The sequence below is a fragment of the Mesorhizobium sp. M6A.T.Ce.TU.016.01.1.1 genome (assembly GCF_003997065.1).
GTDB classification, from domain to species: Bacteria; Pseudomonadota; Alphaproteobacteria; order Rhizobiales; family Rhizobiaceae; genus Mesorhizobium; species Mesorhizobium mediterraneum.
Genome location: NZ_RZTJ01000002.1, coordinates 369,033 through 387,229 on the forward strand (window position 1 = coordinate 369,033; position 18,197 = coordinate 387,229).

Annotated in this window: 18 protein-coding genes; 3 read left to right on the plus strand and 15 right to left on the minus strand. The window is 61.7% G+C overall.

What is annotated here, in order from left to right:
- From EOC94_RS05100 to EOC94_RS05160, 13 genes are all read right to left on the minus strand, one after another.
- Positions 1-807: a nucleotidyltransferase family protein gene (locus EOC94_RS05100; RefSeq protein WP_127288939.1), complete on the minus strand. Its 807-nt coding sequence runs from the start codon at positions 805-807 to the stop codon at positions 1-3.
- A complete protein-coding gene (locus tag EOC94_RS05105) occupies positions 807-1,904 on the minus strand; it encodes a glycosyltransferase (protein ID WP_127288941.1) in 1,098 nt (365 codons plus the stop codon). Before EOC94_RS05105 ends, EOC94_RS05100 begins: the two co-directional genes overlap by 1 nt.
- Positions 1,905-1,917: 13 nt before the next feature.
- Entirely contained in the window at positions 1,918-2,514 is a 597-nt protein-coding gene (locus tag EOC94_RS05110; RefSeq protein ID WP_127288943.1) for a histidine phosphatase family protein, read from the minus strand.
- A complete protein-coding gene (locus EOC94_RS05115; protein WP_126107195.1) occupies positions 2,511-3,614 on the minus strand; it encodes an inositol-3-phosphate synthase in 1,104 nt (367 codons plus the stop codon). The genes EOC94_RS05110 and EOC94_RS05115 overlap by 4 nt, the downstream gene beginning before the upstream one ends.
- A 160-nt stretch (positions 3,615-3,774) precedes the next feature.
- A complete protein-coding gene (locus tag EOC94_RS05120) occupies positions 3,775-3,993 on the minus strand; it encodes a hypothetical protein (RefSeq protein WP_164759012.1) in 219 nt (72 codons plus the stop codon).
- 100 nt (positions 3,994-4,093) lie between these two features.
- On the minus strand, positions 4,094-5,140 hold the full coding sequence (locus EOC94_RS05125) for a UDP-glucuronic acid decarboxylase family protein (protein WP_095486606.1): 1,047 nt from the start codon (positions 5,138-5,140) through the stop codon (positions 4,094-4,096).
- Positions 5,141-5,163: 23 nt separating this feature from the next.
- On the minus strand, positions 5,164-6,273 hold the full coding sequence (locus EOC94_RS05130) for a glycosyltransferase (RefSeq protein WP_126103028.1): 1,110 nt from the start codon (positions 6,271-6,273) through the stop codon (positions 5,164-5,166).
- Positions 6,270-7,364, minus strand: coding sequence for a glycosyltransferase (locus tag EOC94_RS05135; RefSeq protein ID WP_095486394.1), 1,095 nt, complete (start codon positions 7,362-7,364; stop codon positions 6,270-6,272). The genes EOC94_RS05130 and EOC94_RS05135 overlap by 4 nt, the downstream gene beginning before the upstream one ends.
- Positions 7,361-8,491, minus strand: a complete 1,131-nt coding sequence (locus EOC94_RS05140; RefSeq protein WP_095486608.1) for a glycosyltransferase — start codon at positions 8,489-8,491, stop codon at positions 7,361-7,363. Before EOC94_RS05140 ends, EOC94_RS05135 begins: the two co-directional genes overlap by 4 nt.
- A gap of 2 nt (positions 8,492-8,493) precedes the next feature.
- Complete coding sequence (locus EOC94_RS05145; protein WP_127288945.1) at positions 8,494-9,594, minus strand: glycosyltransferase family 4 protein; 1,101 nt, start codon at positions 9,592-9,594, stop codon at positions 8,494-8,496.
- Complete coding sequence (locus tag EOC94_RS05150; RefSeq protein ID WP_095486396.1) at positions 9,579-10,871, minus strand: TIGR04295 family B12-binding domain-containing radical SAM protein; 1,293 nt, start codon at positions 10,869-10,871, stop codon at positions 9,579-9,581. The genes EOC94_RS05145 and EOC94_RS05150 overlap by 16 nt, the downstream gene beginning before the upstream one ends.
- Complete coding sequence (locus EOC94_RS05155) at positions 10,868-11,935, minus strand: NAD-dependent epimerase/dehydratase family protein (RefSeq protein WP_127288947.1); 1,068 nt, start codon at positions 11,933-11,935, stop codon at positions 10,868-10,870. The genes EOC94_RS05150 and EOC94_RS05155 overlap by 4 nt, the downstream gene beginning before the upstream one ends.
- Positions 11,932-13,038, minus strand: coding sequence for an NAD-dependent epimerase/dehydratase family protein (locus EOC94_RS05160; protein WP_095486398.1), 1,107 nt, complete (start codon positions 13,036-13,038; stop codon positions 11,932-11,934). Before EOC94_RS05160 ends, EOC94_RS05155 begins: the two co-directional genes overlap by 4 nt.
- A 277-nt stretch (positions 13,039-13,315) precedes the next feature.
- Between EOC94_RS05160 and EOC94_RS05165 the strand changes: the two genes are divergently transcribed.
- The gene (locus EOC94_RS05165; protein ID WP_095486399.1) at positions 13,316-13,588 is read left to right on the plus strand and encodes a hypothetical protein; all 273 of its coding nucleotides are present in this window, start codon (positions 13,316-13,318) and stop codon (positions 13,586-13,588) included.
- A 190-nt stretch (positions 13,589-13,778) separates the two neighbouring features.
- Here EOC94_RS05165 and EOC94_RS05170 read toward each other — a convergent pair whose 3' ends face one another.
- Positions 13,779-14,375, minus strand: a complete 597-nt coding sequence (locus EOC94_RS05170; RefSeq protein WP_164759014.1) for a response regulator — start codon at positions 14,373-14,375, stop codon at positions 13,779-13,781.
- Between the two features lies 1 nt (position 14,376).
- A complete protein-coding gene (locus tag EOC94_RS05175; protein ID WP_126103023.1) occupies positions 14,377-14,574 on the minus strand; it encodes a hypothetical protein in 198 nt (65 codons plus the stop codon).
- 161 nt (positions 14,575-14,735) lie between these two features.
- Between EOC94_RS05175 and EOC94_RS05180 the strand changes: the two genes are divergently transcribed.
- Positions 14,736-17,837 carry a CheR family methyltransferase gene (locus tag EOC94_RS05180; protein ID WP_185928166.1) on the plus strand — a complete coding sequence of 1,034 codons (3,102 nt, stop codon included), beginning with the start codon at positions 14,736-14,738 and terminating at the stop codon, positions 17,835-17,837.
- Positions 17,834-18,193, plus strand: coding sequence for a response regulator (locus tag EOC94_RS05185; RefSeq protein WP_095486401.1), 360 nt, complete (start codon positions 17,834-17,836; stop codon positions 18,191-18,193). Before EOC94_RS05180 ends, EOC94_RS05185 begins: the two co-directional genes overlap by 4 nt.
- Positions 18,194-18,197: the final 4 nt, after the last annotated feature.

Genomic DNA, 18,197 nt, shown 5'->3' on the forward strand with positions numbered 1-18,197 from the left:
CTAGCCTCCTTCGCCTGGATGGCTTGGTTTTTGCGACTGCCCTGGCAGCACGAACATGAGGTCTTTCGGATTCTCCAACGTGGGGTTGTTGTTCTCAAGCAGCCGAAGTGCCGTGCGGTAGCCGTTGAACGTGCCGACGTCGACATAAGCGGTGCCTGCCTTGACGCCGTAAGCCTCGCCGCCGGCCGCCAGATAGGCGTTGATCAGCGTGCCGACGTATTCGTCATGGCGATCCCGCTCGCGCCAGAGCATCGCAAGCTGATGAAAGATGCGGCCAGGCATCTTGAACGCACCCCAAATCCAGTTCGATTCGGCGTCTTGTTGCTTGACCTGGATTTCCTTCACCCGGCTGTCGTTGTCTAGAATGACGGCATCGAAAAATTCCGGACGGTCGACGGGGAACAGCAGGAAAGACAGGCAATCGTTCCGCAGGGCGCAGAAACCGTCTTCGGGAAGCCAGATCGTATCGGGCAGGCCGATCAGGACTGTCTCGTCCGGTGCGACGAGCGGCGCAGCGCGGAAGATCGCATCGCAAAGACCGACAGGGGTGGGCTGCACGACAAACAGTGCTGCGGCATCGCCATAGCCGGCGGCATAATATTCGAGGATGTCCGATTTTCCCGATCCGATGACGAAGCAGATCTTGTCGACGCCGTTGCGCACCATGCGACGCACCAGATATTCGCTCACCGCGCAGGGACGCTCGGTCTGGCCGTCGATGCGGCTGCCGACCGGCAGGAGTTCCTTCGAGAAGCCGAGTGGCTGAATGCGGCTGCCGCGGCCGGCAGCAGGCACGATGCCCAACATCAGATTGCTTCCTTCAACGGCTCGCTCGCCGTCTGCAATAAATCTGACAGGAGGCGGTCCAGCTCCCTGGCGCGCTGCGCAGAGGTATGCTCGTCCAACACCCGCTCGCGCGCACGGCGCCGGATTGCGTCAATTTCGCTGTCCGACAAGCAGACTGCCGCAACCACGTCGTCGGTGGTGTCCGCCGGGAGGATCTCGCTGCCAGGTTGGAAAAAACTGCTCAGCCCGGGCCAGGTGTCGCTCACGATAGCTGCGCCGCAGGCTGCCGCCTCGAACAGCCTGCCCGAAGGGCACCAGCCCCTCTTGGCCATCGCCTCGCGGGTCACGTTCAGCGTCAGACGCGATGAGCAGAAGAAGGCCGGATGATCCGCAGGCGGAAGGTGCCTGACAAAGAAGATGTTGTCGCTCCATGGGAATTCGTGCGGGTATTGGGCGCCGCCGATGACGAAGCGATGGTCCGGCAGGCCCGCTGCCGTGCGCACCAGCAGCTTTTCGACGCCGGCCTGGCGATCTGCGGCATAAGTTCCGAGATAGGACAGGTCCCCGGCAAATTCGGCCCGGGGCTGTGCCGGTCGGTGTCGCTCGGGATCGACATGGCCGTAGAGAGGCAGGACACGGCGGGCACCCAACAACGTTTTGAGCGCGTCGATTGCGGTTCCCCCGGTATAGCTCAGGACAAGATCGAAATCGCGAAGGCCTTCGGGCCCGTAATATGCCGGCCGTTGACCTTGCTCGATCCGGGCGAGTGTGACCGGGGTGTCCAGATCGTAGAAAACCCTCAGTCCGCGAGAGGCCTGCTGCGCCAGGCGCGATGCCTCCACGGCGTCGGGGCAATAAGATGTGACGATGACGACGTCCGATTGCCCGATCGCCTGTTCCGCGACATGGCGGATGTCTTCCCAGTCCGGATAGAGAACGACATTGCCGCCATCGAGATGGTCAAGGTCGCGCGCCCCGGCATAATAGGGAGTGTTGCGTTCGAAGAAGGTGACGGACCAGCCCAGCCCGCCGAGCGCCCGGATAAGCCCACGCCACAGAGTCGCGTGTCCGTTTCCCCACGAGGAGGTGACGGTGAGACCGAAAATGACCATTCGCATCCGGCAGTCCTCGTCAGGCGGCTTCGTTTAATCGGATCAGCTTGGAGCCCCAGTCACCGGATACGATCGTGGTGATCGAAGCGGGGTCGATGTCGAAGCGAAAACAATCTCCCAGCGGCAAGCCGAGCACCTTGCAGACGGCGGCCTTGATCACGTCGGCATGGCTGACCAGCGCCACGGACTGGTTCTGATAGCGTTTGCGAAGCTGCTGCATCAGCGAGATGACACGTTGCTGGACGTCCAGCATGGTCTCGCCGCCCGGCGTCCTCGCCTGCTGACGTTGACTGTTCCACACCCGCCAGTCGGCGTCCTGGTTCAACTCTTCGAACGTCTTTCCCGACCACGCGCCGAAGTCGATCTCATCGAGCTCTTGGCAGATTGTGATCTTGTCGGGACTGCAGGCGATTGCGATCGGTTTTGCGGTTTCCAGTGTTCGTTCGCGCGGGCTGCAACAGATGGCTGCGAGTGGCTCTGACGCCATATGGCTGGCCAGGCGCGAGGCTTGTGCCTTGCCGGTTTCGCCAAGGCAAACTCCGGCCATACGTCCGGCAAGATAGTCGCCGACATTGTCGTGCGCCGCATGGCGGATCAAGAAGAACGTCGTCGTCATTCCGCGGCATCGAGCATCGGCTCGTCCCTTCCGGCGATGAAAGAGAGCGTGCGCAGGCGTGCCTCGGCATCGGTGAATTGCTCGGGCGGCGACTTCATGAAATAGCTGCAGGGGCCGGTCAGCGCTCCCGCGATGCCGCGGTCAAGCGCCAGCTTGGCGCAGCGCACAGCGTCGATCACGACTCCGGCCGAGTTGGGCGAATCCCACACTTCCAGCTTGAGCTCTGCATTCAGCGGCACGCCGCCGAACGTCGTGCCTTCGACGCGGATGTAGGCCCATTTTCGATCGGTGAGCCAAGGCACATGGTCGCTGGGGCCGACATGGATGTTGCCGGCCTCCAGGGGAACGTCGAGCTGGCTGGTTACGGATTGTGTCTTCGAGATCTTCTTCGATTCCAGCCGCTCGCGTTCCAGCATGTTGAGGAAGTCGGTGTTGCCGCCGAAATTCAGCTGATAGGTGCGGTCGATGCGGACGCCGCGCTCGCGGAACAGATTGGCGAGCAACCGGTGCACGATTGTCGCGCCGACCTGGCTTTTGATGTCGTCGCCGATCAATGGCAGGCCACGCTGTTCGAAGAGTTGGCGCCATTCCGGCCGCGACGCAATAAAAACCGGAATGCAGTTGACGAAGGCGCAGCCGGCCTCGAGCGCGCACTCGGCATAAAAACGCGTAGCCTCTTCCGAGCCGACCGGCAGATATGAGACCAATACGTCAGCGCCGCTTTCCCGAAGCAGCGCGCTGATATTCGCGACCGGCTCTTCTGCCTCCTCGATCTCATCGCGCAGATACTTGCCGATGCCGTCGAGCGTTGGTCCGCGCTCGACGCGAACGCCGGTTGCTGCGACATCGGCAAAGCGGAAGGTATTATTGGGTGGATTGTATATGGCTTCCGCCACATCTCGCCCAACTTTGCCCTTAGCGACGTCGAAAGCACAGACCACTTCGATGTCATCGACGTGATAGCCGCCGAGATCGGCATGCATAAGGCCGGGTATCGGCTCATTACCTCTGGCGTCCCGATAATATGAGAGGCCCTGGACAAGGGAAGACGCGCAATTGCCGACGCCGGCTATTCCAATCCGTACCTTTTTCGATCCCACGAAACTGCCGCCATCGCTGTTGAAGGTAAGTTCCTCGCGCCGAACTGCCAGTTGCCAGGAATGTTCCTTGCGACCTGGAAAAATCACGAACGTGACGGCGAGATGACAACTGCGCGCTGTGTTTGAGGCTGAGCCGATCGATGCCTGGGCGCCGCAAGCCTCAGTCGAGCCTTCGCAGCATATCCGCTTCTTTTTCCAGGATGGTGACCACCTCCTCGCGTTCAAGATGCGTCATCATCAGGCTCACACAGCATTCAAGGTAGGTGATTGAGGCACGTCTCAGAAAGGCAGCCGTTTCCCTTGCGGCCATTTGCTCGATGTCCTTGGCGGATCGTTTTCGATGCACGGGTCCGTTCTCCATGCCGGTATCATCGCCCAACGGCGAGCTCGGCTGGATGTTCCCCCAATGAGAAAAAATGAAGCCCGTGTTGGTCGCGGTATCACCACGACCATACCCGAGCGCACAGCCCTTCCTGACTTCAGGCGGGCAGGTTTTGCAGTCGGCCCGAAGCGGACCTCACGCTTGTTGCAATCGGGGAAATTCGATCCTCGCTCCGGCTGGCTTCAAGCTCCGTAAAGTAGCTGATCGTCTGCATCAGGCCTTGCCTGAGCGGCACCTTTGGCGACCAATTGAGAAGGGTTTCTGCTCGGGAAATGTCCGGTTGCCGCCGGCGAGGGTCGTCTTGCGGCAGTGGCAGGAATTTGAAGGCCGACTTGCTATGGGTCATATCTCTCACCAATCCGGCCAGTTGAAGGACGGTGAATTCCCCGGGATTGCCCAAATTGACCGGTTGGCGCGGATTCGAATCGATATTCATAAGGCGGACCAGACCGTCAACCAGATCGGAGACGTAGCAGAACGATCTGGTCTGCAGCCCGTCGCCGAATATCGTCAGTGGTCTCCTCTCGAGGGCCTGCATCACCAGGTTCGAGACGATCCGGCCGTCGGCAGGATCCATCCGCGGACCATAGGTGTTGAAGATGCGGGCGACCCGGATGTCGGCCATTTCGGTTCTCAAATAGTCGAAGCACAAGGTTTCTGCGGTTCGTTTGCCCTCATCATAACAGGCGCGCGGACCGGTGCAGTTCACGTGACCGACATAGTCTTCCCTTTGCGGGTGCTGTTCGGGATCGCCATACACTTCGCTTGTCGATGCCTGCAGAAAGCGCGCACTGTTTTGGGCGGCGAGCTCAAGCAGATTTAGCGTTCCGATCACGCAGGTTCGCGTGGTGTGAACCGGATCGGCTTGGTAGCGCGGCGGTGACGCGGCGCACGCAAGGTTGAAAATGCGGTCCACAGGCTCAGTAAGATCCAATGGTCGGCAGATATCCTGCTCGATCAAGCGGAAACGAGGACGGTCCACGATCGAGATGATGTTTTCCATCCGACCGGTAAGGAAATTGTCCACACAGATCACACGATACCCGGCCTGAAGCAGTGTTTCGCAAAGATGCGAACCGAGGAAACCCGCGCCGCCGGCGACAAGCGCCGTCCTGGTCCGTTGCGTCCTTCTTGATTGCCGCATCTCTATTTTCTCCTGTCTGCCAGTCATGCTGCACTTTCAATGTCCAGATCGAGGGCCGGACGTGCCGATCTTGGCCGCGCCAGCAGCGAAACGAATTCACGGGCTCTCGCGGCGCCGGTATGTGCTGCCAGGATCGTTTCGCGTGCCCGCTTGGCCATAGCCAGCCTGGCGCGGTCGGACTGCCTGGATAGGATGTCGATCACGTCTTCGGCTTGGCTGGCCGTGTTGATCGTGGCTGTCGGAAAGAAGCTATCCAGACCTGTCCAGCGATCGCTGATGATGGCCGTGCCACAGGCAGCCGCCTCGAAGAGACGTACGCTGGGAGACCATCCAGCCGCTATCATGGAGCTGCGCGTGACGTTCAACGTGTAGCGCTGGCGGCTGTAGAAGGCGGCGTGGTCCGCCGGCGGCAAGTGCTCGATGCGATCGACATTGCTCGGCCAGACGGTCTCGGACGGGAATTGCGAGCCGGCCACGACGAAGCGGCGGTCCGGCATGCGTCTTGCCGGTTCAAGCAGGAGTGCATCCAGGGTCGCCTGCCGGTCCGAGCTGTAGGTGCCGAGATAACCAAGGTCCCAGCAGATCGGATCGGCCGTTCGGCGATGCCGCTCCGGGTCGACGGAGCAGTAGAGCGGCTCGGCGCGCCGTGCACCGAAGTCCGCCGCCAAACGGGCGAGCGTTGGCCCGCCGGCGAATGAGAAATAGACGTCGAAATACGGAATCTGCCGTCGGCATATGTAGTCGCAATCATCCGCGGCGAGCTTTGCCAACGTGACTGGCGTGTCGATGTCGTAAAAGCAGAACTGGCCCGTGCACAGGGACGCAACGATGTCGACGACTGCGCGCCCCTCCGGGACGAAGGACCCAACCACCACGATATCGGCCTGCTGCAGGCAGCGAGCATAGGTGCGACGAAGATCGTTCGTCGTTTCGTAGTAGCGCAACGTGCAGAAGTCCGGGTCGCGCAGATCGCGATGGCTTGCGTACCACGGTACGTCGCGCTCGAGGAAGGTGACGCGATGGCCGAGCTCGTGCAGGCCCTTCAGCAACCCGCGAAAGGTCGTGGCGTGGCCGTTTCCCCATGAAGAGGACAAAGACAGGCCAAGAAAGACGATATCGAGCCGCTTGGTCATTCCGCTGCCTCCACGGTGGGGCGCTCGAAATGGCGCCTGAAGACAGCGTCGGCCACAGCTGCCCTTAACGCGTAGGTATGCTCGGCGAGAACACGCCGAAGCGCAGCTGCGCCGATCGCCTTTGCCCGCCGGGGTGTGAGGGTCCGCATGATTTCGGCGACATCGTCGCCGTCGCGCGCCACCAGGATCTCTTCGCCAGGGACCAGGAACAATTCGACGCCGAGCCAGGCGTCGGTGATGAGGCATGCGCCGGCACCCGCAGCCTCGAAGACGCGTGTGGCAGGTGAAAAACCATTGGCGGCCATGCTGTCGCGGCTGATGTTCAGCACCGCCTTGGATGTGACGTTGAACGCATTGTGATCGCGCGTGCCGACGTGGCCGAGCCATGCAACATTTGCCGGAAGCTGCTTGTCACCCCAACCCGATCCGCCGAGCAGGAAACGCTGATCGCGCGAACGGCTGGCCGGATCGAGGAAGAAGGCTTCGACGCGCGCTTCACGGTCCGGCAGGCGGTTGCCGAGAAAGGCGAGGTCGCAAGCGAACCGCGCATCCTTCGCGACAGGATGATGCGTTTCGGGATCGAGCGCATTGTAGATCGGCACGCACTCGGCCGCCCCCAGCGCACGATAGGCCCATACGACCGGATCTCCGCCGCCATAGGTGAGGACAAGGTCGATCTCCCGCAACGCGCGGTGCAGGGGATGGTCCGGCTCGTCGCGCAACTGGCCCAGAGTGGCCGGTGCGTCGACATCCCAGAACACTGTCAGCGCATCGGAGCGGGCATGGTCGAGCACCGCGCGCAGCAGCGCCTCGTCCTCGAAGCCTACCCCGCTCGCCTTGACGACGATGTCGGCTTCGCCGGCGCTTGCTGCCACCTGCATCAGCGCATGCGGGGTCGCCTCGTAGATGACGACATGGCACCAGTCCGGTGCCTCGATATCGCGGTTCTTCTGCCTGTCGTAGACGTCCGGTTCATAGAAGGTGATCTCGTAACCGAGCTGGGAAAGAGCCTTGAGCAATCCGCGATAATAGGTCGCCGCGCCGTTCCAATAGGACGACAGCAGGCTCGATCCATAAAATGCAATCTTCATACGACTGTCTCCTCTACGGCGATGGAATCGATGGCTTGGCGGCTGCCGCATTCGGCGAGTACGTCGAACAACTCGTCCGCCCGGTGCCGGCACGTGTGTCGCGTCCGGATGGTTTCGAGGCCGGATTTCACGAGGGAGGCGGCCAGGTCAGCATCGTCCAGCACGTCGCGAAGATGACGGCCCATCTCGGCTCCGTCGCGCGCGAAAAGGAAGTCGATACCTGGCCTGAAGAGTTGTTCGACGTCGGCCCAAGGCGCCGAAACGAGCGGGATGCCGCAGGCGAGCGCTTCGAACATGCGGATCGTCGGGATTCCGGGCAGGCTCTCCCGATAGGGACGCCGCGGAATATGGACGGTAACGCGATGCGCCGCGAATGCCTTGGGCACGTCGGCATTGGCAATCCAGCCTTCGTAACCCAGGCCGGCGGCGGCAAGATCGGCGAGCGCTTCGCGTGGATAGCGCACGCCATGGACAGTGCCGCTCAGGCCAAGTTGTTCCACCGGATCGATCAGGAATTCCTTGATTTCGGCACTGCGCTCGTCGTCGCCCCAGTTGCCGATCCAGATCACGTCGGATGTAGGGTCGATCTCCGGGTGCGGTTTGAACAGGCATGCATCCGCCGCTTCGTGCCAGGTGAAGGCACGTTTGCCCCAGCCGGCGCGAAGATAGCTTTCCCGCAACGCTTCGCCGAAGGCGAGCACGCCGTCATAATGCTCCAGCCGCAGAGCCGAGATCGCCTGCGTCGCCGAGACGGCGCGATGGTGGGTGTCATGGAACAGAAGCGTGAAGCCGCCTCCGTTGGCCTTGGCCCTGCCGATGCGCGCGACGAGCGCCGGGTCCGTCCATTCGTGCACGATCACCACATCGGCGTCGGCAATCCAGGTTTCATGATCGAAGGAGGCGTCGTAGGTTACCGGCATCAGCTCCGGAAAATCCTTCCTGAAGCGCTCGATCGCGAAGGGCCCTTTCTCTGCCAGCAGGTTCGAACGGCTCCAGCCGTCCGCCGGCTCCAGCGCGATCGCCTGGTGCCCGCGTGCAACGAGCTCCCGCATGATGCCGCGCAGGAAATGTGCGTTGCCGTGGTTCCAGTCGGAAACGACGGAATGGGTATAGAACACAAACCGCATCATCAGCGTTCCGCAACGGCCAGGGCGGCCCGATCGTAGATGTCGTGCATGGCGGCCGCTTGTCTTGCCGGTGAAAACTTGCGCGCCCGGCGTGCGGCGGCTTCGCCGAGCCGGCGCCTATACTGGGCGTCGTATGAGAGATAATCGATGCATCTGGCGAGATCGCGTGGATCGTGGGCGTCGTAGAACATGGCCACGCCGTCCCACAATTCGCGATAGGTTGGGATGTCGGCAAGCACCAGAGGTGTAGCCGATGTGGATGCCTCCAGCGCGGCAAGGCCGAAGGGTTCGTAGACGGACGGCGACACGAAGATGCCGGCCCGCGCCATCAACAGACGCACCTCATCGTGGCAGACAGAGCCCAGAGGGATGACGCTGCTGAAATTGGCGCGTTGCCCATCGGCGCTCTGCAGCGGCCCGGCAGCGAAGACCGGCCATTTCGTCAGCGATGCCGCTTGGTCCAGCGTAGCTGCGTTCTTTCCTTCATCCCACCAGCGCGCGGCGGCGAGAACCACCGCTTCCCGCCTCTCTGCTTTTGGACCCTGCCGCGTGCCATTGCTGACAACGCTCAGGCCGGCGATCGGCCCGTAGCAGGCTTCGAGCATGTTGGCATGGCTGCGGCTGGGGGCGATTACCGCATTTGCCCAATCGAAACCGCGTCTGTTGCGATCCTTCTGCCAGCCCCATTCGCCGTCCACCGTCTGTCCCCTGACGGCGTGGAGCCACGTCACAACGCATGAATGCGAGACCGCTACGACCGGGCACGGCACATCAAGTCCCACGGCCTGCGTCGGCGCATTGACATGGACGAGGTCGATTGCGTAATCACGAACAAGTGCGCGCAGTTCCTGCGGCAACATTTCCAGATCGTGCTCATTCCGGGTCATCCAGTCCGGCGGTGTCTTGAGCCACGCCAGGGCCGCGAAAGCCTGCGCCTCCTTCGCCTGCTCCTCGGACGGCTCCGGGCCTAATCCGGCGAGCACGATGCTGTCGCCGCCGTGGGCCAGCTCCCGCGCCAGATCAAGCGCGTAGCGCCAGACACCGCCGACAGCGTCGACGGTCATCAGGATTCGCCGCGAGCGCCGGATCAGTGACTGCAACATGTAGCCTCCAACTCGGCCAGTGCACGAGGACGCTTCTCCTGGATGTCGCTGAATGTCCGGAACGAGGCCAGGTAATGCTCATGGGCGCGCTCCCAGGCGAGATCGTCGGGCTCGCCCCAGATCTCGCGATAGCTGGGCGAACTGGGGTAGGGATAGAGCGGCACCGGTTCATTGGCCCACACACCGCGGTCGATGAGGTGCTTGCGCCAGTGATCGACCAGAGCGGGATCATCCTCGACCACGCCGATCAGATTGGCCTGGACGAACGGAACGTGACGTCGTGCGTTGACCAGCAGCGCAGCCAGTTCCTCGGTGCCCAGCCGGCAACGCTTCGCCAGCATGGCCCGGCCCTCCACGGTCAGGCTTTCGAGGCCGGCCTCGATCGAAACACAGCCGGCGGCACCCAGCAATTCGAGGAGCTCCGGCTTCCAAAGATCGATGCGGGTCTGCACGCCGAACTTGACGTTGCGGTCGACCAATGCCTCCAGCAGTGCCTTCTGCGGCAGGAAGATCTCGTCGATGAAGTAGATGTAGCCGACGCCCTGTCCGATCAGGCGGTCGATCTCCGCCATGACCGCATCGTGGTTCCTGCGGCGGTAGGCGTCGCGGAAATCGATCTTGGCGCAGAAGCTGCAATTGTAGGGGCAGCCGCGCGAGGCCTCGACCTCCGCTCCGAAACCCACCTGGTTGTCGTCGAACCGGTGATGGTGGTGCGAATGGGCGGCAATCCAGTCGGACGGCCATTTGAGAGCCGGATGACCGACAAAGGAACTGGCGTGGACGCCGCCATTGCCGACGAGTTTTCCCTCGTGGAGATGAGCGGTGTGGGGCACCGCGCTCCAATCGTCACGGCGGGCGAGTTCCGCGACGATTTCTTCGCATTCGCCGCGCACGACGACGTCGACACCGAGCTTGCGCAGCGTCGGCGCCGGCGTCGCCGAGCCGTGCGGTCCGACAGCGACGGTGCGGCCGCCGCGCCCCGCGAGGCAGTTGAGGAATTCGGCAGGCACGCGCAGCTCGGGCGGCGCGCAACGCCAGAACAGATAGGTCGGCGCCGTGCTGACGACGGTCATGGCCGGTGCGAAGGCGGCGACGCGATCGGCAAGTGCCGCGTTGTCCAGCTTCTGGATTTGCCCGTCCAGCATCAGCACCTTATGGCCGTCGGCCTCCAGCAGGGCTTTCGAGTAGCCCAGTTCCAGCGGCAGATGCGGCTGGCGGCAGCCGAAATAGATACTGTCCTCATATGTCCAGAACGGATTGACCAGGGCGACTTTCATGCCACGTACCTCGCTGCTTCAGGTTCGAGGCGATGATGCTGCAGCCAATCGGCGAGGTCACGGATACCGTCGCGCCACGAGACATGCGCTTTCCAGCCGAGCGTCGCTTCTATCTTGCGGGTATCGGCGACAAAGAAGGGCTGGTCGCCGGTACGTTCCCGGTCGTAGAGGATCGAAAGCTTGCGACCGGTCAGTTCGCCGATCTCCTTGAGCAGCATGCGCAGGCTGACGGCGTTGTTCGGTCCGCCGCCGAGATTGAATGCTTTGCCCCTGATGTCCTCGATCCGGGCAAGTGCCCCGCGATAGGCCGCAACCGCATCGGAGACATGAAGGATGTCGCGCACTTGCTTGCCGTTGCCGTAGATCGTGATCGGCTGGCCGGAAAGCGCGCTGAGCAGAAAATGCGCGACCCAGCCCTGGTCTTCCGTGCCGAACTGGCGCGGTCCATAGATGCAGCTCATGCGCAGGACCGCCGTAGGCAGGTCGTACGACTTGGCATAGTCGAGCACATATTGATCCGCCGCGCCTTTGGAGCAACCATAGGGCGTGCAGAAATCGAGGCCGCAGGTCTCGTCTATGCCGTTGGCTCGGATGCCGGCATCGCAGGGCACGCACCGGTCGTCTTCTTCGCGCACGGCGACGTCGGGCAGGCCGCCATAGACCTTGTTGGTGCTGGCGAAGATCACAGGGATGCGCTTGCCGCTCCGGCGGGCCGCTTCCAGGATGTTGAATGTCCCGCGAAGATTGATGTCGAAATCTTCGCTTGGCTGGACGAGGCTCGTGGTGACGGCGGTCTGGGCGGCTAGATGGAATATCGCCCTGGAATGCGCCACAAGCGGCGCCAGAACGTCCGCATTCCGGACATCGGCGGTTTCCACGGCAAGTTGATTCCCGTGCTTCTGGGCCAGCCAAGCCAGATTCTGCTCAACGCCTGGACGGCTGAGATTGTCGATGACCAGTACCGGCATTCCATCCGACAACAGGCTGTCGGCGAGGTTCGAACCGATGAAGCCACTGCCGCCGACGATGGTAACCGGCGCTTCGCGAAAACCATCGGGTCTCATGACACCAGTCCCCGCTCTTCGAGTTCCCGTCTCATGTCGGCGCCGCGGTCGATGGCGACCGTATTGCGCACCCACGCGACGAACTCATCGAGTGAATGCTCCAACAGCTGCCGCGGCTCAAATCCAAGCAATTCACGCGCCTTGGAGATGTCGGCGAAGCAGTTGCGGATATCGCCGGCACGCGCTTTGCCTAGGATTTCAGGCTGACGGTCCGGCACACCCATTGCGTCGGCGAGCAGCCGCGCGACCTCGCTGATGGCATAGGCACGCCCGCTGCCGATGTTGATGACGTGGCCGCGCGCCTGGCGTTGTTCCAATGCCAGGCGGAAGGCGTGGGCAATGTCGCGCACATGGACGAAATCCCGTTTCTGCTCGCCATCTTCGAAGATCATCGGCCTCTGGCCGTTGGCGAGCCGTGAGGCGAAGTTCGCCAAAACGCCGGTATACGGGTTTGAAAGCGCCTGTCCGGCGCCGAAGACGTTGAACAGGCGCAGCGCCACTGCGTCGACGCCATAGGCCTCGCCGAAGATCAGCACGGCGCGCTCCTGGGCATATTTCGTCAGCGCATAGATCGAGGCGAGATCGACCGGCTTTTCCTCGTCCGTCGGCAGCGGCGACAGGCTTTCATTCGCCGCCGACAGCGGGTTCCATTGGCCGCTCTTGATGTCGCTCGGCTGGCGCCGTGCATTGTCGACGCGCCGACCGTCCGGCGTGCCGTAGAGGCCCTCGCCATAGACGCTCATCGATGAGGCGACAACGATCCGCTCAACCGGATGTTTGATCAGTGCTTCAAGCAGTGTGGCGGTGCCGAGGTCGTTTGCGCCGACATAGCGGGCGATCTCGTACATGGACTGGCCGACGCCGACCTCGGCCGCCAGATGGATGACGGCGTCGACGCCCTGGAGCGCCTCGGCGACAGCGTCGCGATCGCGAACATCGCCCTTGATCAGTTCGGCTCCCGCCGGCAGGCTGATCGCCTCGCCGCCGTGCACCTGTTCCAGCAGCGCATCGAGAATGCAGACGGCATAACCATGTTCGACGAGTTCCTGGACGACGTGGCGGCCGATGAAACCGCAACCCCCGGTAACCAGTATGCGTTCCACGACAACTCCTTGTGCAGATGGCCTTGGCGCCCCGAACTGTTTGACAAAAGGTTTGTTCCCTCTCCTTCAACAAAGATGGTTTGGGGTCCCTCACACCGAGGTGAACGCATCGCGAACAGGCCTTGGGCCTGCGCTGGAACATTGCAGCTCGTTTGGGGTTAGGCGCTCATCTGGCCGTAATCGGAAGCAGCAGACAGGTAGTTAGTTGTCATCGAGCGAGACGCGCACACCAAGCTAGGCCTGGCCGGGACGCCCACAGGATCGAAAGGAGATTTCAATGTCTGAATCGAAGACAACCACCAATCACGACGAGATCCGCCAGTGGGCCCAAGATCGGGGTGGCCGACCTGCGGTTGTACGAACCAGAGGCGAGGGCGGCATCCTGCGGATCGATTTTGGCGAGCCCGAGGAGGAGTTCGAAGCCATCGAATGGGACGAGTTCTTCCGGATTTTCGACCAGAACGATCTGGCCTTCCTCTACCAGGACGAAACCGGCGGCGGAAAAACAAGCCGGTTCAACAAGTTCATCGAGCGTAACCAGAGCGGCTGATAGGGCTTCTACGTCAATGGTCCCTCGGTAGCTCTTAGGTCACCTTGCGTTTTGATGGAGAGGTTCACTCCAGATCATTGTGTTTGCATGCTTTTTCGGAGCCGTTTGTCAAATATGGAGCGGTCTTATTCGGACTCAACAGTACAAATCAGAGAGATCAGGGCCTCGGTCGTTGCCGATCGGTCGCGCTTCAGTGCAACAGGCTCGTTCCGCTCGATCTTGCGACACTTCGCATAATACCGTTCAGCCAATCTTCGGTCGACACGCCGACCCGCCTTCTGTCGATCTCGCCGATGGCGCTCTCCAGCGTTCGCTCGACCAGCCGGTCGGAAGCGCCCACGTCGCCAAGAAGCAGACGCGCCGCGAGCCTGAGCTTCGGCAGAAGTGAAAATACATTGTCGGACAAGTTCACGGGAGGGCGACCCGCCAAGGCGGATCGTTCCGGAGGAAACAAGGCGTCAAAGATTGCGTAGCTATCCGACGATTTTCGAAGATTGCTGGCGTGACGCAGACGTTCCGGAATGACGATGTCCTCGTCACCGCTGAAAAAGACGAAAGGCACGCCGCGGCGCATCAGTTCGTCGGCGATCGGAAACACCCGCCGGCCGTTGAGATTGACGTCAAGGATCGCGGCCTCAGCCGTATCGGTATGCGTAGACGCCTGCTCGACTGTCGCCGCAGGGCCGAGGACGACCGCGCCCATATTGCCGAAGTATCTCGCAAGATCGCCGGCCAATAGCCAATCGTCTTCGACGATCAGGATGTGCAAACCTTGCAGGTCGCGCACCTCATCGACCTTTCTTCGAGCGAGATTTCCGATTGTCAGTGGGGGCTTGTTCAGAATGTTGCTGCAAGGCTGCCTGCAATCGTTTGGCCAAAACCAGCATGCGCGGCGGAATGGATTCGTTTCCCGGCAAACCCAGCAAATCCGAAGAGTGCAACAGCGTTTGTTTTGTCAGCTTTAGGTCAGGTGTGCGTTTTGACATTGAAGTTTCCACAAAAGTCCCGACGTTAACGCCGTCTGCACGGACTTGTTCCGGCCCTCTTGCACGTTGTATGCTGGCGTTCAGCCCGGTTGCGGGTTTTGGGTCGATTGGCGGCTTTGTCGTCTAGGCTGTTCAACCGAGGGCTTGCGGTGACATCCCAGATGAAGAGATTTCCCATTGTGGGCGTCGGCGCGTCAGCCGGCGGCATTCCCGCAATGGAGGGTCTGTTCAAAGGCATCAGCGGCCAGCCCGGCATGGCGTTCGTCATCGTGACCCATCTCAGTCCCGGGCGCGAAAGCCTGCTTCACGAGGTGGTCGGGCGTTATACGCGGCTGCCGGTTGTCGTCGTAGAGGATGGCACCACCGTCCTATCCGACCACATTTACGTGATGCCGCAAAACGTCGTTCTCACGATCGAGAAGGGGGTGCTGCATCTGCGGCCGTCGAACGTGTTCAACCGCGAGCGCAAGCCGATCGACATCTTCTTCAGCGCGCTTGCCGAGGACCAGGGCGAATATGCGGTCGGGGTCATTTTGTCGGGCGGCGATTCGGACGGCACGCTGGGCGCAAAGGCGATCAAGGAACGCGGCGGACTGACGGTCGCCCAGGCCCCCAACGGCTACGGTCCGCGCAACCCCGACATGCCGAAAAGTGCGATTTCCAGCGGACTGATCGATATAGCGGCGCCCGCGGAGCGCATCGGTGCGAAGCTGGAGGGATTCGCCCGCAGCTTCGATCTGCTGAACGGGATTGCCGACGACGGCGGCGAGCACGGCACGGGAGACATCGGTCGGCTGCGCGAGGAAATCTACGGCATTCTGCGCGGTCATTCCGGCCACGACTTCTCCGGGTACAAGTCCAAGACATTCCTGCGTCGCGTAAAACGGCGCATGCAGATCGCACAGCTTCAGTCAATTGCTGACTATGTCGAATGGCTGAAGAAAGACCCTCGCGAGGTGACGGACCTCTTCCGCGATCTTTTGATCAACGTCACCGATTTTTTCCGTGACCCCGACGCTTTCAAGCTGCTTGAGGAGAAGATCGTACCGCAGCTTTTCGAGGGCAAGACTGCCAGCGATGCGGTCAGGATCTGGGTGCCTGGCTGCGCCACCGGCGAGGAGGTGTTCTCCATCGGCATGCTGATGCGCGAACACATGGAGACACTTTCGGTTGTGCCGCGCGTCCAGATATTTGCGACTGATATCGATGAGCCGGCGCTCGCGGTGGCGCGCGCAGCGCGTTACCCGGCGGCATTGCTGCAGGGGCTCTCGCCCGAACGCAAGCAGCGTTTTTTCAGCAGCGACGGCGACAGTTATGTGCTTACCAACGAGGTACGGGAGCTGTGCGTCTTTTCGCCTCACAGCGTCGTCCGCGACCCGCCCTTTTCGCGCATGGACATGGTTTCATGCCGCAACCTCCTGATCTATTTCGGCTCGAACATCCAGAACCGGGTCATTCCGATCTTTCACTACGCGCTGAAGCCGGGCGGTTACCTTTTCCTCGGCACGTCCGAAAGCGTGGGTCAGCACGACAACCTCTTCGCCACGGTCGACAAGAAGCAGCGCATTTTTCAGGCGCGGGAACATGCCTCGCCCCGTATAACGCTGCCGACGCTGATCGGCGACGCCCGTTCGGGCGCCTTCCTGGCCGAAGGCACGGGGTCCAAGAAGGGAACCGCCGGCTACCCGCTTCGGCAGGCGGTCGAGGCACAGGTGCTGGAGCGTTTCGCGCCGCCGCACGTCCTGGTCAATGGCGATGGCGACGTCGTCTACTATTCGGCCCGGACAGGCAGATATCTCGAAGCGCCGCAGGGCATTCCGAGCCGGCAAGTGCTGACTTTGGCTCGCCGCGGGCTGAGGCTCGACCTGCGTGCGGCCTTGCGGGAAGCGGCCGCGACTCGCCGCACCGTGGTGCGTGAGAATGTCGTCGTCGATGAGGACGACGAACCGGTCCAGTCGATCAAACTCACTGTCGAGCCCCTGGCGGAACTCGGCAAGCGTGAACAGCTTTATCTTGTCCTGTTCGAACCGTTCGGGCCAGCACAGGCGCGGTCGGATGTGGGGCGCGAAGACCGTGATATCGAAGGTGCTGCCGATCTCGAGCGGGAGCTGCGCGAGACGCGCGAGCGACTGCAATCGACGATCGAGGAGTACGAAACCGCGCTGGAAGAGGTGAAATCGTCGAACGAGGAACTCGTCTCCGTCAATGAGGAGGCGCAGTCGACCAACGAGGAGCTTGAGGCTTCGAAGGAGGAGATGCAGTCGCTCAACGAGGAGCTCAACACCATCAATTCAGAGCTGACCAGCAAGATAGAGGAACTCGATCGCGCCAACAGCGATTTGCGGAATCTGTTCGAGAGCACGCAGATCGCAACCATTTTCCTCGACCGCAATCTGGTGGTGCGGACCTTTACTCCGGCGGCCTCACCTTTCTTCAGCCTACGTCCCTCCGACGTCGGCCGGCCACTGACCGAGCTTTCGAGCCAGCTCGACTATCCCGAGCTAAAACAGCACATCGATGCCGTGTTCGAAACCGGAGAGACCCTGAAACATCATCTGGCGCGTGACGACCAGGGCCGGTTTCACATGGTTCGTATCAATCCGTATCGCGACAAGGACAATAGAATCCAGGGCGTCGTGGTCACATTGGTCGACGTCACCACCTTGGCCGAGGCGGAAACGCAAAACCAGGTGCTCATTTCGGAGCTGAATCACCGCGTCAAGAACATGCTGGCGGTCGTCGCCAGCATCGCCAACCGCACCCGCGAAAATTCGGAATCGAAGGAAGAGTTCGCCGAAGCGCTGATCGGTCGCTTGCACGCCATGTCGCGGGCTTACGGTCTGCTGTCGAAGGAGCGCTGGAAAGAAGCCTCGATCAGCGAACTGCTGCGGCAGGAACTCGAACCTTTCAGCAGTGACCGGTTCGAGCTTGACGGCGCTGAAGAGAAACTTAGCCCGCAACAGGGCCTTTCCCTCAGCATGGCCATTCATGAGCTGGCAACCAACGCCGCCAAGTATGGCGCGCTGTCGAAGCAGCAGGGCAGGGTGGCGCTGAAGTGGTCGGCAGACGGCGACGTTTTCAGGCTTGCCTGGCGCGAGAAGAACGGGCCGCCCGTCAGAAAGCCAGAAGTAAACGGCTTCGGGCTTTCCCTGTTGCAGGGCGAGATCGGCTACAGGCTAGGCGGAAACGTCGAGACCGCCTTCAATCGTGACGGCCTTGAGGTCCAGATCACATTTCCGATGATGGGCAAAGAGACGCCGTGAGCGATCCGCTGCGCGTTCTGGTGGTCGAGGATGAATGGCTCATCGCCGAGGACATCGCTGCGTGTCTGCGCGCTTCGGGACATCAGGTGATCGGCCCGGCCCCTTCGGTGGCGGCGGCCCTGCGTCTTATCGGCGAAAATCATGTCGACGTGGCGCTGCTGGATGTTCAGCTGCATGGCGAAACAAGCCTGGCGATCGCAGAAGAACTGCAAACCCGCCACATCCCGTTCGCGTGTCTGACCGGATTTGGGCCGCGCGATGTTCCATCAGCCTTCGCCAACTTCAAATTTGTTCGCAAGCCGGCAGATCAGGCTGCCATTCTGGGCGCCTTGGCTGAATTGGTCAGGGTGGCCTAGCTTG

Coding starts and splice junctions, on each gene's coding strand:
- EOC94_RS05100 (WP_127288939.1), bottom strand. CDS start 807: ATGTTGGGCATCGTGCCTGCTGCCGGCCGCGGCAGCCGCATTCAGCCA.
- EOC94_RS05175 (WP_126103023.1), bottom strand. CDS start 14,574: ATGTCAAAACGCACACCTGACCTAAAGCTGACAAAACAAACGCTGTTG.
- EOC94_RS05145 (WP_127288945.1), bottom strand. CDS start 9,594: ATGTTGCAGTCACTGATCCGGCGCTCGCGGCGAATCCTGATGACCGTC.
- EOC94_RS05155 (WP_127288947.1), bottom strand. CDS start 11,935: ATGAGACCCGATGGTTTTCGCGAAGCGCCGGTTACCATCGTCGGCGGC.
- EOC94_RS05180 (WP_185928166.1), top strand. CDS start 14,736: ATGAAGAGATTTCCCATTGTGGGCGTCGGCGCGTCAGCCGGCGGCATT.
- EOC94_RS05165 (WP_095486399.1), top strand. CDS start 13,316: ATGTCTGAATCGAAGACAACCACCAATCACGACGAGATCCGCCAGTGG.
- EOC94_RS05125 (WP_095486606.1), bottom strand. CDS start 5,140: ATGCGGCAATCAAGAAGGACGCAACGGACCAGGACGGCGCTTGTCGCC.
- EOC94_RS05140 (WP_095486608.1), bottom strand. CDS start 8,491: ATGCGGTTTGTGTTCTATACCCATTCCGTCGTTTCCGACTGGAACCAC.
- EOC94_RS05105 (WP_127288941.1), bottom strand. CDS start 1,904: ATGCGAATGGTCATTTTCGGTCTCACCGTCACCTCCTCGTGGGGAAAC.
- EOC94_RS05130 (WP_126103028.1), bottom strand. CDS start 6,273: ATGACCAAGCGGCTCGATATCGTCTTTCTTGGCCTGTCTTTGTCCTCT.
- EOC94_RS05135 (WP_095486394.1), bottom strand. CDS start 7,364: ATGAAGATTGCATTTTATGGATCGAGCCTGCTGTCGTCCTATTGGAAC.
- EOC94_RS05150 (WP_095486396.1), bottom strand. CDS start 10,871: ATGAAAGTCGCCCTGGTCAATCCGTTCTGGACATATGAGGACAGTATC.
- EOC94_RS05110 (WP_127288943.1), bottom strand. CDS start 2,514: ATGACGACGACGTTCTTCTTGATCCGCCATGCGGCGCACGACAATGTC.